This is a genomic window from Paenibacillus vulneris (genome assembly GCF_039543185.1).
GTDB classification, from domain to species: Bacteria; Bacillota; Bacilli; order Paenibacillales; family NBRC-103111; genus Paenibacillus_S; species Paenibacillus_S vulneris.
In genome coordinates this window covers 108690-132562 of sequence record NZ_BAABJG010000027.1, presented here as the reverse complement: position 1 = coordinate 132562, position 23873 = coordinate 108690, and the positions used below count along the sequence as shown (strand labels likewise).

The window sequence follows — 23873 nt, the reverse complement described above, 5'->3', positions numbered from 1 at the left end:
GGGGTGGGTTAGTTTGGAACAGATAAAAATGATTATACTTTATTTGGTATTCTGGCCCTCTGTTCAGCTAATGGGCCTTGTACTTTTTCGTATAAAGCCTCATTTATATTTAAAATGTATCATTATCAGTACTTTAGTTCTGACACAAACCTCATATTTTCTACAGTCTTATAAACTTATTTTCTTAATGTCGATTCTACATCCTATTGTTCTTTTACTTTGCTTTTGGGTGTTTTATCGTCTCCAAATAGTCCAATCCTTACTCATGACTACCTTGGTCTTCGGCCTAAATGTTGTGTTGGAATCGAGCTTTAACCTGCTGCTAGCTCAATATAATTACATTGAGTTTATCCGTATCTCAAGAAACGATTATTTCATCCAAGGTTTAGTTCTAACAACAATCAATTATTTAATTACAGTGTTACTGTACTTTTATAGAATCGGCTTTACTTTCGTAACAAGCAATATAATGATTCGAAAAAAGGCTTTACCGAAAAAACTCATCTTGATGGTTATCCTTGGATGGCTTCCTATTATGATTACTAGCCTAACTATTGAGTACTTTTCTGAAATTATCATGCTAGCTATAACGATTACGTTTTTTGCACTGGTTATTATTTTGCATCTTTCACATGAGAAAGAGATGATGGAGTGAGTAGAGGTTTTATTCTAGCACCGCATATTCCATTACTTTTTCAAGCTTAGTTAGTTTAATCATGAATTTGTTTTATAGGAATGAGTTATTAGAGTACATAATGCACAACAGCGGGGGAATTTCTAGATGGATCAGATTTGGACAACTTTTCTTCAAGCATGTTACTGGTGGTTTACACTGCAAATATTAGGACTATCTATATTTCGTTTAAAGATCACTAGATATCTAACACACGTTATTATTTGCACATTACTATTATCCCAAGTCACAATAGTACTGCTAACATTCAAAATTATATACCTCTTATCGATACTCCAGCCTGTCGGTTATTTTCTTTGTGTATTCTTAATCTATCGTTTTAGGTTGTGGCATTCATTTCTTCTAGTTTCTATAACATATCCTATCAACGTTATGTCCGAGCTTTTATTTAATATGGCCTTAGCTAACTTCGACCATGGCAAGTTTATTGAAATTACTCGTAACGATTACGACATTCAAGTCTATTTTTTATGTTCAGTGAATTTAGTTTTATCTATTGTTCTCAATAAACTTCGGATAGGATTTACCTTTATCTCATCAAGAAATCTTAGTTCAAAATCCGCAAAATTTCCATCAAAGTTTTACATAGTGCTAGTCCTTGGATCATTGTTACTATATCTGGGCAGCATTTCAATCATATTTTACGAAAAAATCATACCATTTATTATTTCCATGCTATTTCTTGTCTTTTTATACTTAATACATATGTCCTACGAAAAAGAGCTGGAGGATTGAATTTGATGGTACAAAAGATAGATTTATATTACTAAAATTTCTTATCACGTCAGGGTAACATCGCCTATGTTTGATACGTACTCGTAGCTAGAAAGCGCTTTATTCGACAATTTTCTACTTGTTAAGTTTACAATAGTATATTAAACTTAATTTAATTAAACAATATAACTTTTGACATTTCTTAAAGGGGCATCGTGATGTTTTATTTCGCCAAGATCATTGCAAATTCAATAGAGTTTGCTTCAGTAATTCTTGTAAGTTTGTCTTTTTTCCGAATATATTTTCGCTATTCACTACATAAAGTAGCCCTCATAGCATTTTTTATGTCCCTTATTTCTGTTTATTTTAGAGATGTTATAAATGAGCCCGGTCTCGCAGCTATTCCTATCATAGTCTCTGGAATTGTCTTAATTACTCTATTTTTCGGACTACCAGTAATCTTTTCTATTTTAGTTATGGTTATCGGTTCGCTAGTTACAACACTTTTTGAAGGATTAGTAGCATCAGTTGGAACCGATTTGAATTTATTTTCTCCCGAAACGTTTCAAACATCACTTTCCCAATTTATTATGAGTGAGTTGATTGTTTCTGCCCTACTATTATTACTACTATACCCGCTTCAAAAATATAAGCTAGGGTTTCATACGACTATTAATGATGCACAAAAAGGGTATAACTTTTTACTTTCTGCTGTATTAGTTATTGCCGTTGTTATTATCCAAGTGCAAACAGTTGCTTTTAAAGAATCCAAACTGCATATTATTGTTCCTATAATTATTGGAATCCTTTTTCTAGTTGGAATCTATCTATCCTATAAACATAATCAAAAATTATGGAAGAATAGACGTGAAAGGTTGTCACGAAAATGAATGTTATCGATCAATCTGCGGAATACCTTGCAAAAAGTATACGTAATAATCACGCAGGTGCTGGGTCGGAAATTGCGCTGAAGTACTCTTTGATTTTATTAATAAATACTTCTTTAGCTATGATAATCTCTATAATGATTTGTTTAGCAACCGGCCATTTATTACAGTGCTTACTTGGAATTTTCGCTTATATGCTTATACGATTTGTTTCTGGCGGCATGCATATGTCATCCTCATTATCTTGTTGTTTATTATCGATAGTTATTTTTGTAACCATCGCATTTACTACCCATACTTATAATAGTTTTTTTATTATTCTTGATATCATATCACTTATTACTTTCTTTATAACTGCTCCTAATAATATACAAGATGTGAGTAAGATTAGTCCCAAGTACTATCCATATTTGCGAATATTAGCAATTATAATTGTATCTTCCAATTTTTTCATTCAATCCTCCATTCTTTCAACCGCATTTTTTATTCAGGCATTTCTAACAACGAAGTACTCTTATATTTTAAGAGACTTCGTAGAAAGGAGGTTTATACATGAAAAATAAGCTTGCAATCTTAGCAAACAGCATTCTAATGACTCTGGCTGCATTTTTTGTCACCACTAATTCAATATCAACTCACCGCCCAGAAACACCACAAGAACTACTGAAAAAATAATATCTGGGGCTGTCCCTCAAGACAGCCTACCAATCCTTCTCTTATGGAGCTGAATTTCATGCAGAAAATTCCTGTGACACGAGACGGCAAGAGAGGGTCGGAAATTATCATCTTGGATTCGAGCAGTGTTGTCAAAATCGATAAGATTCGAGAACGTGAAGTTATCGTTCACACCAAGGATCAGCAGTATTATCTTGATTTTTCTTTCGATAATTTGGAAGAATGGCTGTTCGAGGACGGGTTTCGGCTCTTAGATAGCGCTAATATCGTCAACATGCACCACGTAGAAGATTATGATACGAAAAAAGGCATCGTTTATTTAGGTGAAAAAGACCGCAAACGTTCCAAAACAGCCTCTGCCGCACGTATTCACAAAGAGCACATCGAAAACGTAATACAATTGCTTACAACCTCTGACCCCTCTTCCGCCCATCACAATCCCATTCAACACGATGAATTGTTTGCCCGTATTGTTAATGAGACTAAAGACGATCAATTTCTGCGTTCCTATGCAACCATTCGGGCGATGAATGAACGTAAGCGGGCAGAGGAAAAAATCATTCATATGGCTTATCACGATTCGTTGACAGAGCTTCCGAACCGTCTCTATTTTGATGATCGTCTCAAAGCCTGCCTTCAGGAATCGGAGAAAACGGGAAATCGGGTAGCCGTTATTTTTTTTGATCTGGACCGATTTAAAGTCATTAATGATACGCTAGGCCATCACATTGGAGATCAGCTCTTGCAAGCTTTGGCGCGCAAGCTTCAAATATATATCAAAGACCACAATGTTGTCGCCCGTTTTGGCGGGGATGAGTTTATGATTCTGCTTTCCCAAACGACCCATGTCGATGAGCCCGCGCAGCTGGCTAAAGGGATTCTTAATCTTGTCAAGGAACCTTTTCACATTGAAAAGCATGAGCTGTTCGTAACAGCAAGCATAGGGATCAGCCTTTATCCCAATGACGGAATTGATGCCGAAACCTTGTTGAAAAACGCCGACAATGCCATGTACCGCTCCAAAGAGAAAGGTGGGAATTCATACCATTATTACCATCCCGACATGAACAAACGCTCGCTGCACACGCTGAACATGGAGCTTCATCTGCGTAAAGCGTTGGAACGAAAAGAGCTTCTTATTTTATATCAGCCTTTGGTCGATTTGCACACCGGCACCATCAATGGAATGGAAGCGCTCGTTCGTTGGCACCATCCGGAATGGGGTATGATCTCTCCCGCTGAATTTATCCCCCTGGCCGAGGAAACCGGACTCATCGTCCCGATCGGTCATTGGATTCTTAAGCAATCCTGTATTCAAACCAAGCAGTGGATAGATTCCGGATATCCTGCACTATGCGTCTCCGTGAATATTTCGGCCATTCAATTCCATCAGCCGCAATTTATTCCGATGATTCAAAAGATTTTGGACGAAACCGGGCTTAAGCCTGAGCATTTGTGCTTGGAGATTACAGAGAGCGTTGCTATGAACCATATCCCGCAAGTGATCGAAACGATGCACCATTTGAAGGAGCTGGGAGTTCGAATTTCTATCGATGATTTTGGAACGGGTTACTCCTCCCTCAGTTATTTGAAACGGTTCCGCGTTCATACGTTAAAAATCGACCAATCCTTCATTCGGGACGTCACATCCGACGAGGATAATGCCGCTATCGTGACGGCGCTTATTGCAATGTCGCAGCAGCTGAAGATGAAATCATTGGCGGAGGGCGTAGAAACGATGGAGCAGCTCGAATTTCTTCTGTCCCGGGGATGCGATGAAATCCAAGGGTATGTGTTCAGCAAGCCGGTAGCTGCCGATGATTTTGAAAAGATGATAAAAGAGAAAAAACAGCTATATTTGCCGAAATAGGGAAAAAAGTGCGGTCTTGAACTGAAACTTTTTTCTCTTTTTTACGTTTATAACTGTAGAAAATCCAATATTTTGAAGGGAACGAAGACATGCCAGCCAATTTATCGAGCAGTCCTAAGACGCGTACGACAGTGGCCGTCAAGAAGCTTCCTTCCTCTCGAAAAAAGAAGAAGAAGAAGAAACGGGCTTCCGCTCTTGTAACTCTTTTCTTTTATACGATGTCGGTATTGATGACCTTCGGGATGATCTTCAGTCTCTGGTTCTTTTTGACGGAGTCGGGAACGAATCTTCGCTATCTGATGGCGGATACGCTAATAACAACGCAGCATCGGCATTGGGCCGCTTACCTGATTGGCAATGATGAGCTGGACAAACGGGTCAATCGGTACTGGCAGCAATTTGACACTTACACGGAAGTGAAGGACCAGCACCTGGTGCAGGTCAACAAGCCGGCCGCCGCGGAGCCCAAGAAGGAACAAAAGAAGCCCCTCGTTGAGATTGAGCCGATTGAAGGCAAAAATTTCAAAGGAAAGCTGCTTATTGTGAATGACCCCAAAAAGCTGAGAATTGCCGTTCCGAACAAGGTAGGCAAAGGAGAAAAGGTATCCTCCATGGTGAAACGGCTTGGAGCTGTAGCAGGCGTCAATGCTGGCGGCTTCGTCGACCCGGAATGGATGGGCAACGGATTCCAGCCTACAGGTCTCGTCATGTCCGGGGGCAAAATTTTTTATAACGACGGAAGCATGAATACACCGAATCATATTGTAGGCATCGATAAGGACGGGCGGATGATCGCCGGGAAGTACAAGCCATCCGAGCTGCTGCAAATGGGTGTTCAGGAAGCCGTAACGTTCGCTCCGCGGTTTATCGTTAATGGAGTAGGCCAAATCAAGAATCAGGCGGACGGATGGGGAATCGCCCCTCGTACTTGTATGGCACAGAAGGAAGACGGTACTATCATGTTTGCCATTATTGACGGCAGACAGCCGGGCTATAGTATCGGCGCGACGCTGTACGATATTCAGAATATTTTTCTGGAGCATGGAGCCATTACAGCGGCCAACCTGGACGGCGGCTCGTCCACGGTATTGGTACATGATAACCAAATCATTAACAAGCCTGCCAGTGAGCATGGTGAGCGGTATTTGCCTACGGCTTGGCTCGTGTTTGACCATCCGGAAACCGCCGATATCCGCAACATATGGCAGGGACTCGATCCAAGCAAGATCGATCCTTCGAAATGGTAATGCCCCCACAAAGCGGGGGCTTGGCTCCGAAGCCGATTCAGGCACTTTGCGTGGAGCCCCGATTATAAAGCTCTACCATGTCAAAAACCATCCGCCTCAAGTCTTCTGCCTTGGACGGATGGTTTTTGTGCTATATGTCTTGTTCGGTTATTTCCCTTCCTCTTCAGCTTCCCGGTCTTCATTCACGATGACCGTTGCTGCAACAGGAACCTCAGCCGATTCGTCGGTTTTTCCGTTTTTCCAAGACAACGCTTTTTCCTTGACCTTGCCTGCCCATTCTGTAGTGGAGCTGCCGAGGGAATGAGTTTTTTCCGAAATCGTGCTGGCTAGTTGTTTGGATTTATCCAATACGTTACCTGCAACCTGCTGTGTTTTCTCGGAAACGTTGTGTACGCCTTCTGCCAGATCGGCTCTAAGCTCTTTTCCTGATTTAGGTGCAAGCAACAGAGCGGTCACCGCTCCCAAAACGGTGCCTACTACGGCTCCGATCAACATATCTTTTCCTTTTTTATCCGCTGCCATGCTGTTCATCTCCTTCGTCTTGATCATTCGCCAGTCTTGCCCTTGGGGGAGGCCTTCTGGGCCTGCCATCTTTGCCATAGCTGGATTCCCGTTGTCGTCAGCTCTATCAGGTCCTTAACTGTATCCTGTCGGCTATGTAGCGATTCCCGAGCCTCCAGAACCGTATCGGACAATGTGCGGGAGACCAGCTTCACCGAATGGGATAGCGTACTGGCAGCTTCCCCCGTCTGCTCCATTGCGGCTACAAACCCATCCGTTGCCTTTAATCTTCCCTGTACGTCCTCCAGCAATTGTCTGGAAAGACGAATCGTACGGACCGATTCTTCGGTAGTCAGCTTCAGCTGCACTTGAATGGCGCTTAATGTCTCCTGAGCCTGGGCCATGGCCTTGCGGGATTCTCTCAGCATAAAGAGGAGATACCCTGCCAAGACGATGAAAGCCAAGGACGCCAGGCTTACGCTGATTTGCCAAATCACGTACCGCCACCTCCCCCACTGGCAACTTTCCTAGACGAATGCCTATGGAATAGTACATTATAAGTAGCATGCGCTTGTTTTGACACTGAAAATGGAAAAAATTTTTCTACCCATCCCAAAAAAGGCCCCCAAAGGGACCTTAGGGGTTGTTGAGAAACCCTAACGTACCGAAAAATGCGAAAGGTGATAGGTGGGGTGTCCCTTGGAGGAGCGATAGCGTCCGCCTTTGTTTTCGGAAAATATCCGCTGTAGAGCGAATATATTCATAATTTTCCGAAAACAACAGCGGCCGGAGGGGGATACCCCACCGGGGCACCGAAGCTATTTTACATTTTCTCAACAAACTCGCGCCTCGTAGGGGCCTTAGGGGTTGTTGAGTAACCCTGTTTTGCGTGAACTATGCTACATATGGAGGTGGGGTATGCCTCGGAGGAGTTTACGTCCGCCTTTGAAACCCGTGAAAATACCGCTAAATATAATAACATTTCACGGGTTTCAATAGCGGCTGGAGGGGCATACCCCACCGGAGTATATTGGCAATAGTTCAAGCTCTCCAGGTTTCTCAACAACTAAAAAGGCCCCCGAAGGGGCCTTACCTCATCACTTCCATTTTAGCTGCTGCAAAAACGAAGTGACCTTTTGAACTGCGTCTTCAGGATTTTCGACGGGAAGGTGAATGAAGTCATTCGCATGCTTTTCGCCGGAATGCTCATAACGCGGATCATAGTAATGCTCGAGCAGCAGCGCGACCGCCGCGGCATACTGGTTCATGATGAGCGACCTTTCGATTTCAGCCGCAATCGGAGTATGGAGCCGCCGACGTATCCGTTCAAATGCCGTGAGACATTCTTCTTTGTGAGCCGCGGGATCGTAGTCCTCCATAATGTGCCTTATCCTGGCTTCCATCGGCATGTCCAAATGCAGCTGAATTCCCTTATCCTTCGCTTGGACCAGAAAATCGGGCATGACGGCTTTGCCGATCCGCTTGCTCTCCGCCTCCATCACTATGAAGGGACGATCGTTATACCGGAGCAGATCCTGAAGCAGAAGCGCTTCAAACGTTTTTTGATTATTCGGCTTCAGGCCGATTTGTCCGAAGATGGAGCCGCGGTGACCTGCAAGCCCCTCGATATCCAGTACGGGAATGCCTTGCTCAGCCAGCCTGTGCAGCAGCGTGGTCTTCCCGGTTCCTGTATAGCCGTTGATTACGATCATTTGCGGCTTCAATTCGAAATGCTCGAGCGATTTGACAACCCACTGGCGGTAAGAGCGGATACCGCCAGCCAGCCGATAAACACGGATGCCCATAAGCGAAAGCACTGTGGCCGTTGTTCTGCTTCTCATGCCCCCGCGCCAGCAAAAGACGGCCTTGCGGGAATCAATTTCTTCGAATTGCTTAATAAATTTCGGAAGCTTGGCGGAAATAATCTCAAGCCCCCGGTCTTTGGCTGCCTGAAAGCTGACCTGCTTGTAGATCGTGCCGATCTCCGCACGCTCCGCATCGTCGAGAAGCGGAATGTTCATGCTCCCGGGAATGGTGAAATCCCGGTACTCGCCCGGCGATCGAACATCAATCAGCGTCAGCTCCTTCTTTTGCTCCAGCAGCTCTTCTACGGTGATATCTTGAAACAATTGCCTCTCTCCTTATATAAAGAACGAATTCGCTTAAGCAACCGTCCTTCATGGTTCCTGCTGCAGACCGATTCGGCTACAGCGTATCAACAACTTGAATCTGCCCTGGATGATCGCTCGTCACTTCACCGATCAAGGCAGCCTCTACGCCGGCCTGAACCAAGCTATGAAGCAGCTTGTCAGCCTCTTCGGCTGCCACGGAGATGAGCAAGCCGCCGGAAGTGACCGCATCGCACAAAATCCATTGATCGATCTGATCCATAGAGGAAGGGAAGGTTACAGTGCCTTCCAGATGTGCGTAATTGTTCTTCGTGCCGCCTGGAACAAACCCGGCTTCAGCAAGCTCGCGGACACGCGGTAGTACCGGAACCTGGCGGAAGCCGATGCGAACGCCCACCGAGCTGCCCTTCGCCAGCTCCGCAGCGTGGCCCAGCAGGCCGAATCCGGTCACATCCGTACATCCATGAACCGAGAACGGCTCCATCACTTCAGCAGCTGTTTTGTTCAGCGTGCTCATAACTTGGGTCACACGCTTGACCTCTTCCTCGCTCAAGGCATCCTTTTTGATAGAAGTCGTCATAATGCCCACTCCGATAGGCTTGGTCAAAATTAATTTGTCGCCTGCCTTCGCTCCCGCATTCGGCTTCACTTTATCCGGATGGATAATGCCCGTAACCGCCAGACCGAATTTCGGCTCATTATCATCAATAGAATGACCGCCTACCAAGGTCGCTCCCGCTTCCTGCACTTTATCCGCCGCCCCGCGCAAAATATCGGCCAAGACCTGCTTATCCAGCTTTTTGATAGGAAATGCCACAATATTGAGCACGGTCAGAGGCTTTCCTCCCATGGCATAGACGTCGCTGAGCGCATTGGCAGCGGCGATTTGACCGAAGGAGTACGGATCATCCACAATCGGTGTAAAAAAATCAACGGTTTGAACAAGCGCCAATTCGTCGGTCAGCTTATAGACCCCGGCGTCATCGCTCGTATCCAGGCCAACCAGCAAATTGGGATTCGGCATGGCTTGAGGCAGTGTTTTGATGACCTGCTGAAGATCCGCCGGTCCGATTTTACAACCGCAGCCTCCTTTGCTCGAAAGCGAGGTTAATTTGATTTTATCTGTTAGCCCTTCACTCATGGAAATCGACTTCCTTTCTCTCTTATACAAATACCGTTTATACCAACATTATCACAGTATTCCCCGAAAATACAGATTTGGAGCTTAGATGGACAGGCAAAAAATAACCCTTCGTGATGGGGCGATTCTGATAAGAAAAACTACTTGATTTCGAAGCTGAATCAGGTATTTTGAAGGGGAACCCGTCTTATATGCAAAAAAGCCGGCGAATGAGCATAACTCATCCGCCAGCCAGCCTGTTTAGCTGAGAAACTGTCCGTTCTCCATAATCGAACGATCATCGATGTATACCGTCGGCTTCGTAACGACGCCGTCAATATGTACTCCTGCGGCAATGACCCCGCCGAAGGTATTGTTGCTGCCGAACGCAACGTGAATCGTTCCGTATACCTTCTCATCCTCAAGCACGACGCCGGTAATCCGGGCCTTGTCGTTGGTTCCGATACCGAATTCGCCCAACTGACGCCCATCCCCGTCGCCCAGAATTTGAAGCAGCCTTGCAGCATCCGGGCCTTCCGCATCGACAATACGGCCCTTTTCGAGAGTGACCTTAAGCGAGGATTGCAGCTTGCCTATTCCCGCTACAGAGCCATCAATAACAATCTGCCCTTCCGCCGTTCCTTCCATCGGCGCAATATAGGCCTCACCGGATGGCAGATTGCCCGACTCCCCCGGGTTCAAATACATGCCGGTGCTCGGAACTCCGTTCCTGCCAGCGATCGAGAAGGTTAAGATGCAGCCGTCCTTCTCAATCCGAACCTTTTGACCTTCGGTCAATATATCTGTGACCTTCTCCGTCAGCTCCTTCACCTTCACATAATCCGCTGAGATTGCCCCCTCCAGGAACATGTCTTCGGTAATGCCCGGCATAGTCGCCAGCCTGGCACCAGCTGCCGCTGCCTGCTTGCGGGCCTGCGTATGGGTCAAGGAATGCTTCGTGATGCAGACCACCACGTTGGAATTAGCCATTGCCGTCGCAACGGGCGCAGGCGGCTCTTCCCCCGACTTGGATCGTTCCTTCATAACAACAAGCATCGATTCCGCTCCAAGCTGCTTTCCCGCTTCGAATAGGGACTCGGCCAGCTCCTTCTTCACTTCGTCGGCAACGACCAAAAAGGTTTCGTTCTCTTTAAGCCCCAAACAGTTTTTCAGGACGTTCTTGCTAATTTCTGTAAGTTTCGGATTCATCGTCTGTCTTCCTTTATCGTCAAATCATTTCCGATACTAATTTTGCCATAAGTGCATTGGACAATACAACTGGTAATCCGGAGGCTTGGGCTGCAAGCTCCCGGGCTTCCTCAGTATAACCCATGCAGTCCATCACGATGAGATCCGCTTTGTCCTTCAGCTCGAACGCCGCCTGCCGATAATGATCCGGTTGATGAAGGTAAGGTGAAGCGACGGCAAAGAGCGGATTGAGGCCCAGAGATGTATATTTGGGCTTAAGATCCTCCTTCTGTTCCTCGAGCGGTACGATCACACCTAATCGTCTGCCTCCAGCCATAGCTTTCAACGCAGGAGGAAGAATATGGTCCGGTTCGATCAGATAAGAAGTCGTTGTGCGAAGCCCCGGAAATACACCGGTGCACAGAAGCAGGATCTGCCTGATCCCGCTCCGCTCCAGCTCCGTAATTTTCTTTTGCAGGATGGGCTGAATCTTCTCACGGGACATGACGACGGAATCCCCGTTCCTCAGTCGTGAGGTCAGCACATAATCCCCTTCTCTCGGGCTTACCTGCTGTTCTATAGCTTCCTTATCCATTCCATCCATTACACCGACCTGTACAAGCTCCGCGCGACCCTCCAAATATTTCTCCATGATGGGCGCCACGTCGGGCCGGGGAGCCTGGCCGATCGTAATCATTCCTAATTGGGCTGCCATCCTAATGCTCCTTCCCCGCCAAGGGAGGGCTGATGCCCTCGTCTAGGCCTTCCCCGAGGTTTGAAAAATTTTCATTGAGCCGTACAGCTGCTGGATTCGCGCGAACTCCTGTTTACTGTAAAACTCGCAGGTGCCGTTGGTAACCTCCTTGGCGACCTCGACGGCAAAGCGGACGGCCGTAGCGATGTCGATCTCATGGCTGGCCCCCGTACCGCAGCCGGGAACAATAGATTGCGCGGTAATCGCAACCCCCACTACCGGTGCATCCGTTGCTACAGCCGGCTGGAGGATCGAATTGATATGATACAGATCATTACCGTAAGGAGTAATATCCTGCGTTGTGATTGGAAAGGTGACCGGCAGCTGTCCGGTTGTCATTTCCATAATGCGCAGCAGGTCGTCGCTGATCCGCAAAATATAGCCTTCCTTTACCGTCGGCGAAATCGCGATGCCTTTATGATTAATCACGCGGTTCCCTTTGGTCGTATCTATGGACAGAATTGCCTCCATCTCCGGAACGATCTCATGCTGGTTCATGGTTAAAATATCGACCGGTGAATCCATGAAATCAACCGGCTCATGGGGTCTGGTCGGAGCGTCCGGGCAAATGTGAGTCGTCACGATCACATCACCCTTTAACGAGTCTCCTCGCGTTTGCATTTCTGCGAGCTTCAAGGCGGAGGCCACAGCAGCCACCGCGCCGTCTGCATCAGACACAAGCCCGATGCGCGTCGGACGCGCCCCGATTCCGCCAAGACGGCCTACGATGCCGAAGGTCGGAGCGTTTCCTCCTTTGCTTTTGCCCTCCGTACCCGGAATGACCATCTTAATGAAATCCGTGCTTCCCTTCTCTCCCTTAACGACAGTTACCTGAACGGAAACGTCCGGGTAATCCTTGAACAGCTGCTTGACCCTTTCTCCGTTTACGTTTCCGTCGTCCAATACATCCAATGTGATAAGCGTCTGCTTTAATGTCATTCTTGGAATCCTCCGCTGCGTCTTGTTAGTTTATTTGGCATGCAAATAAGGCAGAATCGATTTGTGGATAATATCCTCCACCGGCTTCATCAGCTTCTCGTTGCTCATCGTGGTGCTAAGCAGCAGCTTACTCTTCGGTACGGCTATTACCGCTAATTGCTGACCCTTTTGAATGGCAGCCGTTACGATAGGCTTGGCTGTCCTGGCATCCAGTGTCATGATGAGATCGGGGAATGTCGCTAATCTCTCGCCGTCCTTCTCCAGCGTCATGTATTCGTTCCAGAAGGTCATTTCGTGGGAGCTATCGATCCGCACCGTTCCGACATCGAAGCCGCCGGCCGTTTCCAGCTGGAATTCAGTGACCGTCCCTGTCACGATCACTTGTCCTCCCAGCTTGGCAACCACCGAATCGATGGCCGCTTCTCCCTTGTGAGCAAGAAGAGCCTCTCCGACCTCGATGGCTTGAGTAATAGCTCCCGGGGCACCGTTGGCCAAAGCGTAAGCCCGTGTCACAGGGTTGCGCGCCACTGCCACCAGCCCCCCGGCTTCGATCGAAGCCTTGCGAATCAAGGAAGCGGCCTTGTCAAGCGACCCGGAAATACTGATTTCCACGTAGTTATCCTCTTTACCGCCTACCCCCGCCTGGTGGGACAGGTAGCCTTCTACCTCGGACAAATTCATCGAGCCCATGGCGCCTGTAGGATGCGCCCTCCCATTGCAGGCAAAATCGACAAGCGGAATCCCTGTGATGGCGGACTGAAACCAGCCGTTGACGGTCGTACCCGCACCATTCTCGTTCGTATGAAGCGCATGAACGGTTTTGCCGATTTTTTGCGTTAAAATGTCCAAAGCCTTGCCGTAATGAATCGGCTTCACGAACTGGTCCTTGGCGGCTGGAGCGCCTACCATCGACACCGTTACAAACAGGTCGTCATCATGGAACTCGTCTATGCTGTACAGCTTAGGCTGTCCGATCTCGAGGGCCAGCCGGCCAATCTGAAGGCCGTCATCGATCCATCCGCCCCCGCCGCCTCCCAGCACGGCCCCGCCATACACCGCGTATTCCACCATTTGTTCATCCAGCTTGATAATCGCCATGGAGGTACCTCACTTTTTCATTTTGAATATCGAGTTAAAGAAGCTGTACAGCGCATCCCCGGCGATAAAGCCGGCAGCCAAAATGCTCATCGGGGTTTCGGCGTCCTTGCCTTTGGTTTTGAGCACGATAAGGCGCAGCGCAATACCAACCAGCACGGCCCAGCATGCATTCGGTGTCGCTATGAGCAGTCCGGTTGCAAACAGAACGCCGATCTGCCGGGTCGGCCCGCCGAGCAATTGGACAATGGCCCCCGGAATGGCCCAAATCAGCAGCTGCTTCGCCACCGTAGGTGATGTACCCGCTTCGATTGTAGATACGTATACCTTGTCAATCGGAGGGACCAGGTTCTGGGAGAAATAACTGTTGTAGGTGACAAGCACCGTCAACAGCGCGACGCCGAAGGCGATCATCCCCGTAATGTACTGCTGCTTTCTTCCCTGCAGCTCGTATTCCTTGTTCTCCCCGTTACCACGGAGAATATAGCCTGTTTTGAGGTCGTAGCCCATATCGGCGAACGCAGGTCCTGTTGCAGCGCTGAAGCCTGCAAGCAGAGCGAGCGCAATCGGCGGGAAGCCGATCATCATTCCGAACAGAAGCGTTATAAAAGCAACGGCAAAGGCCGGGAACCAGCCGGAATGCATGGCCGCGATACCTACGATCAGCTCATGAACGAAAGCGGCAAAGGCGGCGAAAACAATGAAGCCGATCAGCATCCCCGCGGACATTTCGGAGACGATCCCGCCGATAAACGCGATAAGCAGCGCAATGACCAGATAAGCGACGAATCCCCAGCTTAGAGCTCTTCTTGCTTCTGGAACCGACCGCGTGAGCTTGCTCTCGTCGATCTCGTCGCCTGCCTGCTTTCCGTCCCTTTTTTTGGCCGGATTGCTGAAGATAAGCATCCCCGCCTGGATGAGAGCGATTATGCCTGCGCCGATCATAACGCCGTGAGCGATATACAGCTTATTGACGTCGACATGAAACCATGGAACCGAATATTGGCGGATCATCAACCCGATACCGAACATCGTAAGCGCCCAGATGTTGCCGATAAATGCGACACCGAACGCGGACATGGAAATATTGAAATAAGAGCCGATTAGCCCGACAACGGCTCCTACCCCAAGCAAGCCTGCACGTTTGCCGCCCGTATCGCCTGCTTTAATGGATTCGGCTGTCGCTACTCCGGGAGCCCATGTACTGGATGCCGGGAACAGCTTCGAGTCGAACAATTTGTACAATATCGCGGCATCGACGAACATAGCCAGCGCCGCCCCGATAAGCATCGGTATGACCAGATTAGGCGCCCCCATAGCAAAGGGGATTCCTATCGGAATCAGCAGGCTGTTGGCAGCCCCGAAGGTAGCGGACGAAATGGAGGTCTGCACCAGATTTTGACGGTGCACCGATTTATACTTTTTCAGCATTTGAACCGGTATTCTTGCGATAAGCATAGCGACCAGCGCGCCGATAATCGCCGTACTGGGCGTTACCCCGAGCGTCGTCACGATTTGCATGCCGATAATAGCTCCCAGCACTGCGGTTACAATGTTTAGAACTAGCGCAAACGGCTCGAATATACTCGGATGGTTCTTTTCATTATCCATGAAATCATCCCCCTTGGGTTGCGGCAGAATCTTCTCTGCGGCCTAGGCCCCCTGTTTTTTACATACCCATTATTCGCTTTTTCAGGTTTGAACATTCCTTCTCAGGAACAGCTTGTACTGTGCTCATTCTGGCAGTACAGGCAATTGCAGCCAGGGCATACGACCGTTTGTATCGCTTTGGATAGGTTCAAAGATTAACAACCGCGCCAAAGCATGGCATAATAGATTCATAACTTATAGATAAGGTGGATGGGTATGCTGAGGGAAGAAGGCTTGCGGCTTATTGAGCAAACGAGAATCATCGCGATTGTCCGCGGTGTAGAGGAAGGCCATATTGCCGGTGTGGCTCAAGCGCTGCTGGACGGCGGCGTAAAAGTGATGGAGGTTACCTTGAATACTTCCGGAGCGGAAAGCATGATTGCCAGGCTTCAAGAACAGTTTGGGGATCGCATGTACATAGGAGCAGGGACCGTGCTGGACCGGGAGGATGCCGAGAAGGCATTCAAGGCAGGCGCCTCTTATCTGGTCACCCCTAATATGGATGAAGACGTCATCCGCTATGCCGTAGAGCAAGGTGCTCCGGTATTCCCGGGAGCTATGACGCCGACAGAGGTGGTTAAAGCCTGGAAGGCGGGAGCGACAGCGGTAAAAATATTTCCGGGAGCCAGTCTAGGCATCGGTTACTTGAAAGAGCTGCAGGGACCGTTAAGCCATATTCCGATGGTTGCCGTCGGCGGTGTAACGGAGGACAATATCGCCCAGTTTCTGCAAATCGGCTGCTATGCTGTAGGCATTGGCGGTTCACTCGTCAATTTGAAGGAGATCGCGAACGGCAACTACGAATGGGTTCGAGAAAAAGCAGCGCGTCTAACCGCACGCACCCAATCCCAAGGGTAACCGTGTACAAAGCTTTTTTACCATTTCATGCTCAACGCAGATAATAGCTTTCCCTGAAGGGCTGTGCCTGAACGGGAGAGCTTTTTTACAATGGTAATGTTTTATTGCAAGGGCTTCTTCGGAACTTTGGACGGAAGGGGTTCACTCCACCGGGGCAGCGAAGCAGGTGCTCCGGTTTTTCTACAGACTCGCCCCACTTGGTTGGGGCTATTTTATTGGCAAGGCTGCCTCCGGCTTTGCAGCTAGGTCACCTTCTCATTTACAACGTAACATTGTTATGCTACACTAGGTTTGCAAGGAGGCGCTGCCGCATGGAACAAGAGATCATATCCAAGAAAGACCTGCTGGAGCAAACCGGCCTGTCCTATGGCCAGCTATACCGATGGAAACGGAAAAATTTGATTCCTGAGGAATGGTTTATACGCAAATCAACCTTTACAGGGCAGGAGACCTTTTTTCCCAAGCATAAAATACTGGCCCGGATCGATAAGATCAAAAATATGAAAGACGATTTGTCATTGGATGAGCTGGCTGACCTGCTTTCTCCGGCCCCTACGGAAATATCGCTCTGGAAGCAGGAGCTTATAGACCGTAACATTGTTTCGAATGTTGCTTTGAATTTCTTTACAGATCGTCTCGGGGACACGGACATCTTTCCTTTTGAACGTATTCTCTATCTATTCATTCTGGAGAAAATGCTCCAGACCGGCGAGATGAGTCTCGATGAAGGAGCAATTTTGCTGCAGGTCCTTAGCGAGCATTATCCTAAACTGCAGGAGAGCCGCGGGGACATCATCTTTGTAAGAAAAATGGGCATCTCCACCTTTTTACTGTGCTCCGGTTCTGGCGAAGTATTCTTTGAGTCCGGCGTTCGAGTCGTTACCCGTTTGAACGTTGCCGCTTGCATTGAAGAATTGAAATTGAAAATCAACTGAATGGAAGGTGATTCTTATGGCAGAAGCATTAAGACAAAGGCTGGTGCTTGCCGGCTCGGGAAGCGCGTCGGGGGGTGTCTATCAGGAGGTCAAAATTACGGGAGAAGGACAGGTTATCGGCAATCTGGACTGCACCGATTTCAAAATCTACGGCACAAGCCGCGTAGACGGCAATATCCAATCCCGGTCATTCAAGATTTTCGGAACGTCCGTTGTCGTAGGCAATGTAGATTCGGACCGGGCATACATTTACGGCACCTCAGATATCGGCGGAGATCTTTCCGTCAAGTGGCTTAAGCTGTACGGCAGCTCCGATATCGGAGGCAGCCTGACAGGGGATCAGCTGCAAATCGGCGGCGAGGTCACCGTGCTGAAGGATTGCGAGGCCGAATCGTTTGCCGCCAAAGGAGCCTTTACCATCGGCGGTCTGCTGAACGCGGGCACGGTTCACATCCAGCTGTTCGGACCCTGCTCCGCTAGAGAAATTGGCGGGGAGACCATCAAGGTAACCCGTTCCGGGTTGGCCTACAGCCTTCACAAGCTGCTTCACTCCCTCGCTCCCCGGACCGAAAATAACCTCACGGCGGACACTATCGAAGGCGATAACATCTATCTGGAATACACGAAGGCGAGAGTCGTCCGCGGCAGCTCCGTCCATATAGGTCCAGGCTGTGAAATCGAATGCGTGGAGTACAAGGAGCATTTTGAGCAGGCCAAAAACTCCGTCGTTCATCGCAGTGACCGTGTATAGCTTAAGGTACTAGAAAAAGTTAGTACTTATGGAAGCAGACCGATCGTCTTACAATCATCTCATAATCGACTGATCCATAATGGAAGTGAGATGACAGACATGAACGATCTGCTGCGAAAATCGTGGATTCACCTGCTGGGGGCGATGTTTATTGTAAGCTCGTTCCTCTATTTGTTCAAGTATACCTGGAGCCAGGGCTGGATTTCGGATACAGTAAAAATCGGCCTTGGTCTTGCCATTGGTATCGGCTGTGTATTGGGCGGTTTGAAATGGATGCAGCGGTTCCCTCTCTCTGGAGAAATTATCGCAGGCATGGGAGCCGCGCTGCTGTACACCACCTTCAGCTTCTCCGGCATCTACTTCGCGCTGTGGGATTCCATGACCGTCTTTATCTGCATGCTGACATTGACGAGCCTCCTTGGCGTGCTGGCCTACAAGGCCCAGCTTCGGATCTTGATGAATGTCGGGCTGATTGGTGCGCTGATGTCCCCCATGATCTTGAGGCCGGAGACAGATCAAGTATTTACCCTATTTCTCTATCTGCTGGTAGTTAACGTTGTCTTCTTCTTCCTCAGTATCCGCCAAAGCTGGACCGAGCTGCGCCTCGTGTCCTTTATCGGCACCTGGGTGCTCTATACGGTCTACTATATTCAATTCGATCCGGACGTCTCCACGCTTTGGAGTCTGCCTTTCCGTTATGCGTTAGCCGCCTACGGGTTCTATGTATTGGCGTTTCTGATCTCATCCTGGAAGCAGAATCCCCGCTTTGACGGCTTGAATTTGTATCTCGGGGTACTGAATGCGATCGTGTTCGGGGGATGGTCGGTCGTGATTTTGAACGGACTCGTCCCTTTTGCCTACCCTCTCTTGCTTATGGGGCTTGGCTATATCCTCATGTCCGCTCTCGTTTTCCGTTTGACTTCTTCCTTCAATGCCGCTGTGCTCACCAAATTATCGGGCGGCGGACTGCTTCTGTTAATCGCCTCGACCCAGCTTGGCAAAGAACTGGCTGTGAAGCCTCTGCTCAATGTATACTTCTGGCTGATGATTACCTTACTTCTGTATGTCGCCGGAGCTTGGAAGAGGCTTGAAGGGCTGAGGGCCTCGGCCATTGGCGTATGGTTCGCAGTCGTGGTCTATTGGTTCTTCGTCACATGGACAGCTCCTTGGGGCGTTTGGTTCGGAGTATATATCCCGTTCCTTAACTGGTCTGCGCTGGCATGGGAGCTTCTTGCCGCCATGGGGTTCTACTTCTCTATACGCGGGTCTTTTGCCGTGCTGCGTCCGGAAGACAACCGCCTGTTATCCATCGTTTACTCCGTCACGAGCCACCTCATCTTAGGCGGTCTGCTGACGGTTCAGGTGAAGAATATGATTGCGGAATATGATCTAACCCGCTTCCTGGATTTGCAGCTTACTTTATCGATATCATGGGGACTTTATGCTTTGCTTCTATTTATGTGGGGAGCATACAGCAGACAATCGTTATTTCGCGTATTCGGCTCGCTCGTGCTCCTATGCGTAGCAGCCAAGACCCTGGTCTTCGACCTGGCCGGAAGCGAAACCTTCTATAAAGTGATTGTTTTGTTCGTCCTGGGCATCATTACTTTCGGCATTGCTTATATTAACGGAAAATGGCAAGCCGCCGGCCCCGGGATAACCAGCGAAACGGCCGAGCAGGAACCCTAGATCATCTCAGGTATTCATTCAATAATGATCAGAAAAAAACCATCGCCGCGCTTGATAGAAGCGAGGGATGGTTTTAGTTTTTGGGTTGTATGACATACGAGCACTTGTTGCCGCCTTTGACCAGACATTCTACGCGTTGAACGTCGGCGTCCAGCAAGGTCTCGAACATATTCAATTCGCATTGGCACGCATGATTGTACTGATTGGCAACCTGGGATATGGGGCAATTATGTTCATTAATGACGAACTCGCCGTTCTCCCCTTCGGACCAATCGACCATGTAGCCGTTCGAGTTTTGAATCTCGGCAAGCGTCTTAACGCGTTCGGGCAGCGGCTTTCCGCTGACTTGACCTTCATAACGGCCGATCAGCCGCTCCTTGCGCTTCTCGAACAGCAAGTCCACTTTGCCTTGTCCGGCTTCCTCCACCAGCTCGCTTAACAAATCCAGCGTTAAATGATGGTACTTCTTCGGAAAGAGATCATCGGCATTCTCCGTCAGGGAGTATAAGTTGGTAGGCCGGCCCATCGCCTGACGCACCAGCTTCGCCTCGATCAGACCGTCCCGCTCCATCGTGTTCAAATGTCTCCGCACCGCCATCTCCGTAATGCCTAGCTGCTTAGCCATTTCACTAACGGTCAATGCCCCGCTCGTCTTAAGCATGGTCAATATGACTTTGCGCGTCGATACATCCTGTTCCTGGTTCACCCGGTCTCACCGCCTTCCTCGTAAGTATGGGAATCCGAGTCGTTCCCTTCAGCCATTAAACGTTCTGATACATCTCATTGTATACGAAATACGACAATAAGTAAATTAGTATACTAAAATGTATCAAAAAGCCTAATTATGGCGATTTCAGGAATAACGGATTATACCATTTCTTTACTGATAAAGGCAGGAACCGCTTCGGCGAATGCGGTTAATACCGCCGGAAGCTCTCCAATCAGCGGATGCAGCGATTCCCGCGGATAAGAGGCAAAGTCCTGAACCAATGGCCGGCGAAGCTGAACCAGACGCTTCAGCACCTGTGCCGTTGCTTCATCAAATACGCGTTCACCTGCAAGAATTTCTATAATGTCCTCGTAGCTGCTCGCATCTCTCATCATAAAAGCGTCGATAAGCAAGCTTCCGATATCCGTCACCGTTTCAATGGCCAGATGAAGTACCCGTTCCTGCGCCAAATGAAGCAGCAGCTTCCCTTCTTCCCCCTGCCATTGCTCCGTCAGCTCGCGGCAGGCATGTGACAGCGTCGGCAAAAATTGAAGACGCACGTTAATTTGTTCATGGTTTACGTAATACATCGTTGTTATCTCCGTTTCTTATTTCTCCATTTGGACCACAGTAGAATCGCCGGAAAGGAGAAAATTAGTAAAAAAATCAGCAGGACCGCCTGCATCAGGTATTCATAGCTCATCCGTATTATTGCCCCTTCTTCAGCTTGTCTGCATCTGCCCTCAGCTGTCTGCTGTAGGCCCAATGGTTGGTCGGTCCATGTCCGGCACCGATTCCCAGCTCATCCCGAATCGCCAGCGTTATAAACTGCTTGGCCGTATGCACCGCCTCCAGCAGGCTATGGCCCTTGGCCAGCTCGGCTGCAATACAAGCGGAAAATGTGCATCCGGTGCCATGCGTATGCCGTGTCTCGTAACGCTCGGCCGTAAATATGTGAAACCGTTCTCCATCATATAGAACATCCGTAGGCTCACCTGAGCTGTGGCCGCCCTTCACCACCGCTGCACCGGCTCCGAATTGCTGCACCAGGCGGACTGCCGCTTCCTTCATCTCATCCAGCGTCGTAATCCGGAGTCCGGTAATAACCTCCGCTTCAGGGATGTTAGGGGTTACGACAGCGGCTACCGGAAGCAGCTGCGTCCTTAATGCATGCTGGGCGCTTTGCGCAAGCAGGCTTGCTCCCCCCTTGGCGATCATAACCGGATCGACGACAAGCTTAGTGATCCCGTGCTTCTTGATTTGGGCCGACACCAGCTCAATCACCTCAGGCTGGGACAGCATCCCTGTCTTGGCCGCGTCGACGCCAATGTCGCCGATTACCGCCTCCAGTTGCTTCTCTATACCTTCCAGAGGAATATCATATATGCCGTGCACGCCTAACGTATTTTGTGCCGTCACTGCCGTAATGGCGGACATTCCATAGACATCAAGCATTTGGAACGTTTTCAAATCCGCCTGAATACCTGCGCCCCCGCCGCTGTCCGACCCTGCTATCGTTAGTGCTTTATAGACCTTATTCACCATGATACCTCCTCGTTCCGCTTACCCAAGCCTTCCTATCTTCAATAAGTGTATCTATCCGCTTTCCCAGCGTCAAGTTTCTAGTTATTGATATTTTTATGACAACTTGGGCAAACGCTTTGACGGTGCAAAAGGGCTGCGTTATGATGAAAAGAAGAACCTTTGAGGGAGCTTTACGATGAATAAGCACGCACTGCATGTTATGACCACAGGCAAGCAGCAGTTGAGCGAGGTTGCCGATATATTGAGGCAATGTCCGACCGAGTGCATCGATGTGCTGCACATTCGGGAGAAAACGCGCGGAGCCCGCGAGATTACGGAGTGGTATGCACAGCTCCAGCCCTTGCTGAAGGCAAACACCGTCTTTATCAATGACCGTCTGGATGCGGCTCTGGCCGTTCAGGCCCCCGGTGTCCAGCTCGCTTATAACAGCTTAAGCGTATCGCAAAGCCGTCATATTCTGCCCCCGGCCGCACGAATCGGATGCTCCGTGCATTCCGTGCAGGAAGCCGTGGACGCGGCTCAACAAGGCGCCGATTATGTCCTGTTCGGCCATATTTATGAATCGAATTCAAAGCCGGGACTCGCCCCGCGCGGAATCAAGGCATTAGCCGAGGTCGTGGACGCTTGTCCGGTACCCGTGATCGCCATTGGGGGCATCGAGCCTGATCTTGTCGAAGAAGTACTATCTACAGGGTGCGCCGGCATTGCCGTGCTGTCTTCGGTTCTGCTTCATCCGCAGCCGGCCGGACAAATCGTTCGCTTTCGCGAAGCTATCGATCGTACCCATCATATACCTAGGAGTGGATTTCATTGAACAGCACGACCTCAGCTATTGTTGTAGGGGGAGGCATTATCGGCAGCGCCGTTGCACTGGAGCTGATCCGCGCCGGAGTCCGCTGTACGCTGATCGATAAGGGTGCTCTGCTTCAAGAGGCCTCCACCGCTGCCGCCGGAATGCTGGGAGCTCAGGTAGAAATTCACCAGCCCGGCTCCTTCTATGAATTATGCCGCCTCAGTCAGCGGCTGTATCGGGAATGGACGGAAGAATTGGAGCAGCTAAGCGGTGTCTCTGCTCAGTATATCCAGCAAGGCATCCTGCGCATAGCATGGAACGAGGAGGACGAGCAGGAGCTTCGAAGCCGGCTGGCCTGGATTCAGGATGCGGAATGGATGGAAGCGGCCGCTATGAGAGAATGGGAGCCTGCGATTGCTTCCGATGTCCGTGGAGGCCTGTATTTCCCCAAGGATCATCAGGTGCATCCGGTCCACCTGGCCAAGACGCTTCAGGCTGCTTTACATAAGCAGGGCTGCGACATTCGGGAATGGACGCCGGTCTTCAATCTCGTAGAACGAGGGGGACGCATTATCGGCGTAAGAACATCCGAAGGAGAATTGTATGCCGATCATGTTATTGTATGCGCAGGGGCATGGAGCCCTACGTTGACCGAACCTTTCGGCTTCCGGCTTCCGATGTTTCCGTCCAAAGGACAGTGCATCTCCGTCAAGACCGACGCCCCTTTGATCAAGAAAACGATATTTACAAAGGGCGGATATATCGTGCCGAAGCAGGACGGAACGATGCTGATCGGCGCAACCCAAGAGGAGGCCGGATTCGACAAGCGATGCCACGTTTCCGCGGTAAGCGCGCTGCATGCCAAGGCGGCCAGGCTGCTTCCTGCGCTGGAGCAGGCCGAGCTGGTCAGCACTTGGGCGGGACTTCGTCCAGGCACTCGGGACGGGCTGCCTTTCATGGGAGCTTCCTCCAAGCTGCCGGGACTGATCTTCTCCACCGGTCATTACCGTAACGGGATCTTATTGGCCCCGGGCACCGGCAAGCTCATCCGTCAGCTCGTGACGGGTCAGCAGCCGGATATGGATTTATCAGCTTTTACGCCGGACCGGATGTTTGCCACAGTAGACTAA

23 protein-coding genes are annotated in these 23873 nt (G+C 49.3%); 11 read left to right on the top strand and 12 right to left on the bottom strand.

The features are described from left to right. The first annotated feature begins 1626 nt into the window (after positions 1-1626). From ABEA66_RS23500 to ABEA66_RS23485, 5 genes are all read left to right on the top strand, one after another. On the top strand, positions 1627-2298 hold the full coding sequence (locus ABEA66_RS23500) for a hypothetical protein (RefSeq protein ID WP_079908557.1): 672 nt from the start codon (positions 1627-1629) through the stop codon (positions 2296-2298). Then, positions 2295-2858 carry an accessory gene regulator B family protein gene (locus ABEA66_RS36400; RefSeq protein ID WP_079908556.1) on the top strand — a complete coding sequence of 188 codons (564 nt, stop codon included), beginning with the start codon at positions 2295-2297 and terminating at the stop codon, positions 2856-2858. The genes ABEA66_RS23500 and ABEA66_RS36400 overlap by 4 nt, the downstream gene beginning before the upstream one ends. After that, entirely contained in the window at positions 2848-2970 is a 123-nt protein-coding gene (locus ABEA66_RS23495; RefSeq protein ID WP_144027730.1) for an AgrD family cyclic lactone autoinducer peptide, read from the top strand. The genes ABEA66_RS36400 and ABEA66_RS23495 overlap by 11 nt, the downstream gene beginning before the upstream one ends. Positions 2971-3028: 58 nt before the next feature. Beyond that, positions 3029-4840, top strand: coding sequence for an EAL domain-containing protein (locus ABEA66_RS23490; RefSeq protein WP_345591312.1), 1812 nt, complete (start codon positions 3029-3031; stop codon positions 4838-4840). Between the two features lie 89 nt (positions 4841-4929). Beyond that, entirely contained in the window at positions 4930-6087 is a 1158-nt protein-coding gene (locus tag ABEA66_RS23485) for a phosphodiester glycosidase family protein (protein WP_345591310.1), read from the top strand. A 147-nt stretch (positions 6088-6234) separates the two neighbouring features. Here the strand turns inward: ABEA66_RS23485 and ABEA66_RS23480 are convergent, their stop codons facing one another. The 9 genes from ABEA66_RS23480 to ABEA66_RS23440 form a co-directional block, all read right to left on the bottom strand. Continuing rightward, positions 6235-6609 (bottom strand): YtxH domain-containing protein, encoded by a 375-nt coding sequence (locus ABEA66_RS23480; protein ID WP_079908963.1) that lies wholly within the window; start codon positions 6607-6609, stop codon positions 6235-6237. A 23-nt stretch (positions 6610-6632) separates the two neighbouring features. After that, positions 6633-7085, bottom strand: coding sequence for a DUF948 domain-containing protein (locus tag ABEA66_RS23475; protein WP_079908553.1), 453 nt, complete (start codon positions 7083-7085; stop codon positions 6633-6635). Positions 7086-7685: 600 nt separating this feature from the next. Continuing rightward, positions 7686-8717: a tRNA 2-selenouridine(34) synthase MnmH gene (mnmH, locus tag ABEA66_RS23470; protein WP_345591306.1), complete on the bottom strand. Its 1032-nt coding sequence runs from the start codon at positions 8715-8717 to the stop codon at positions 7686-7688. A gap of 76 nt (positions 8718-8793) precedes the next feature. Next, positions 8794-9858, bottom strand: a complete 1065-nt coding sequence (gene selD, locus ABEA66_RS23465; RefSeq protein WP_345591304.1) for a selenide, water dikinase SelD — start codon at positions 9856-9858, stop codon at positions 8794-8796. 240 nt (positions 9859-10098) lie between these two features. After that, a complete protein-coding gene (locus ABEA66_RS23460; protein ID WP_345591302.1) occupies positions 10099-11046 on the bottom strand; it encodes an aminopeptidase in 948 nt (315 codons plus the stop codon). A gap of 19 nt (positions 11047-11065) precedes the next feature. Next, positions 11066-11740 carry an AroM family protein gene (locus ABEA66_RS23455; protein WP_345591300.1) on the bottom strand — a complete coding sequence of 225 codons (675 nt, stop codon included), beginning with the start codon at positions 11738-11740 and terminating at the stop codon, positions 11066-11068. 42 nt (positions 11741-11782) lie between these two features. Beyond that, on the bottom strand, positions 11783-12718 hold the full coding sequence (locus tag ABEA66_RS23450; RefSeq protein WP_345591298.1) for a DUF1177 domain-containing protein: 936 nt from the start codon (positions 12716-12718) through the stop codon (positions 11783-11785). Between the two features lie 30 nt (positions 12719-12748). Next, positions 12749-13816 carry an S-methyl thiohydantoin desulfurase family protein gene (locus ABEA66_RS23445; protein ID WP_192701018.1) on the bottom strand — a complete coding sequence of 356 codons (1068 nt, stop codon included), beginning with the start codon at positions 13814-13816 and terminating at the stop codon, positions 12749-12751. Positions 13817-13825: 9 nt separating this feature from the next. After that, entirely contained in the window at positions 13826-15424 is a 1599-nt protein-coding gene (locus ABEA66_RS23440) for an OPT/YSL family transporter (RefSeq protein WP_345591295.1), read from the bottom strand. 255 nt (positions 15425-15679) lie between these two features. Here ABEA66_RS23440 and ABEA66_RS23435 point away from each other — a divergent pair, with 255 nt between their 5' ends. From ABEA66_RS23435 to ABEA66_RS23420, 4 genes are all read left to right on the top strand, one after another. Then, entirely contained in the window at positions 15680-16321 is a 642-nt protein-coding gene (locus tag ABEA66_RS23435) for a bifunctional 4-hydroxy-2-oxoglutarate aldolase/2-dehydro-3-deoxy-phosphogluconate aldolase (RefSeq protein ID WP_345591293.1), read from the top strand. 311 nt (positions 16322-16632) lie between these two features. Continuing rightward, a complete protein-coding gene (locus ABEA66_RS23430; protein ID WP_345591291.1) occupies positions 16633-17256 on the top strand; it encodes a YhbD family protein in 624 nt (207 codons plus the stop codon). Between the two features lie 16 nt (positions 17257-17272). Then, positions 17273-18007, top strand: a complete 735-nt coding sequence (locus ABEA66_RS23425) for a bactofilin family protein (protein WP_345591289.1) — start codon at positions 17273-17275, stop codon at positions 18005-18007. A 90-nt stretch (positions 18008-18097) separates the two neighbouring features. Beyond that, entirely contained in the window at positions 18098-19696 is a 1599-nt protein-coding gene (locus ABEA66_RS23420; RefSeq protein WP_345591287.1) for a DUF2339 domain-containing protein, read from the top strand. A gap of 73 nt (positions 19697-19769) precedes the next feature. Here ABEA66_RS23420 and ABEA66_RS23415 read toward each other — a convergent pair whose 3' ends face one another. The 3 genes from ABEA66_RS23415 to thiD form a co-directional block, all read right to left on the bottom strand. Beyond that, positions 19770-20402, bottom strand: a complete 633-nt coding sequence (locus ABEA66_RS23415; protein ID WP_192701024.1) for a helix-turn-helix transcriptional regulator — start codon at positions 20400-20402, stop codon at positions 19770-19772. Between the two features lie 161 nt (positions 20403-20563). Beyond that, on the bottom strand, positions 20564-20995 hold the full coding sequence (locus ABEA66_RS23410) for a DUF86 domain-containing protein (RefSeq protein ID WP_079908540.1): 432 nt from the start codon (positions 20993-20995) through the stop codon (positions 20564-20566). Between the two features lie 118 nt (positions 20996-21113). After that, on the bottom strand, positions 21114-21950 hold the full coding sequence (gene thiD, locus ABEA66_RS23405) for a bifunctional hydroxymethylpyrimidine kinase/phosphomethylpyrimidine kinase (RefSeq protein ID WP_345591283.1): 837 nt from the start codon (positions 21948-21950) through the stop codon (positions 21114-21116). Positions 21951-22125: 175 nt separating this feature from the next. Between thiD and ABEA66_RS23400 the strand changes: the two genes are divergently transcribed. Then, the gene (locus ABEA66_RS23400; RefSeq protein ID WP_345591281.1) at positions 22126-22764 is read left to right on the top strand and encodes a thiamine phosphate synthase; all 639 of its coding nucleotides are present in this window, start codon (positions 22126-22128) and stop codon (positions 22762-22764) included. Next, on the top strand, positions 22761-23873 hold the full coding sequence (thiO, locus tag ABEA66_RS23395; RefSeq protein ID WP_345591279.1) for a glycine oxidase ThiO: 1113 nt from the start codon (positions 22761-22763) through the stop codon (positions 23871-23873). The genes ABEA66_RS23400 and thiO overlap by 4 nt, the downstream gene beginning before the upstream one ends.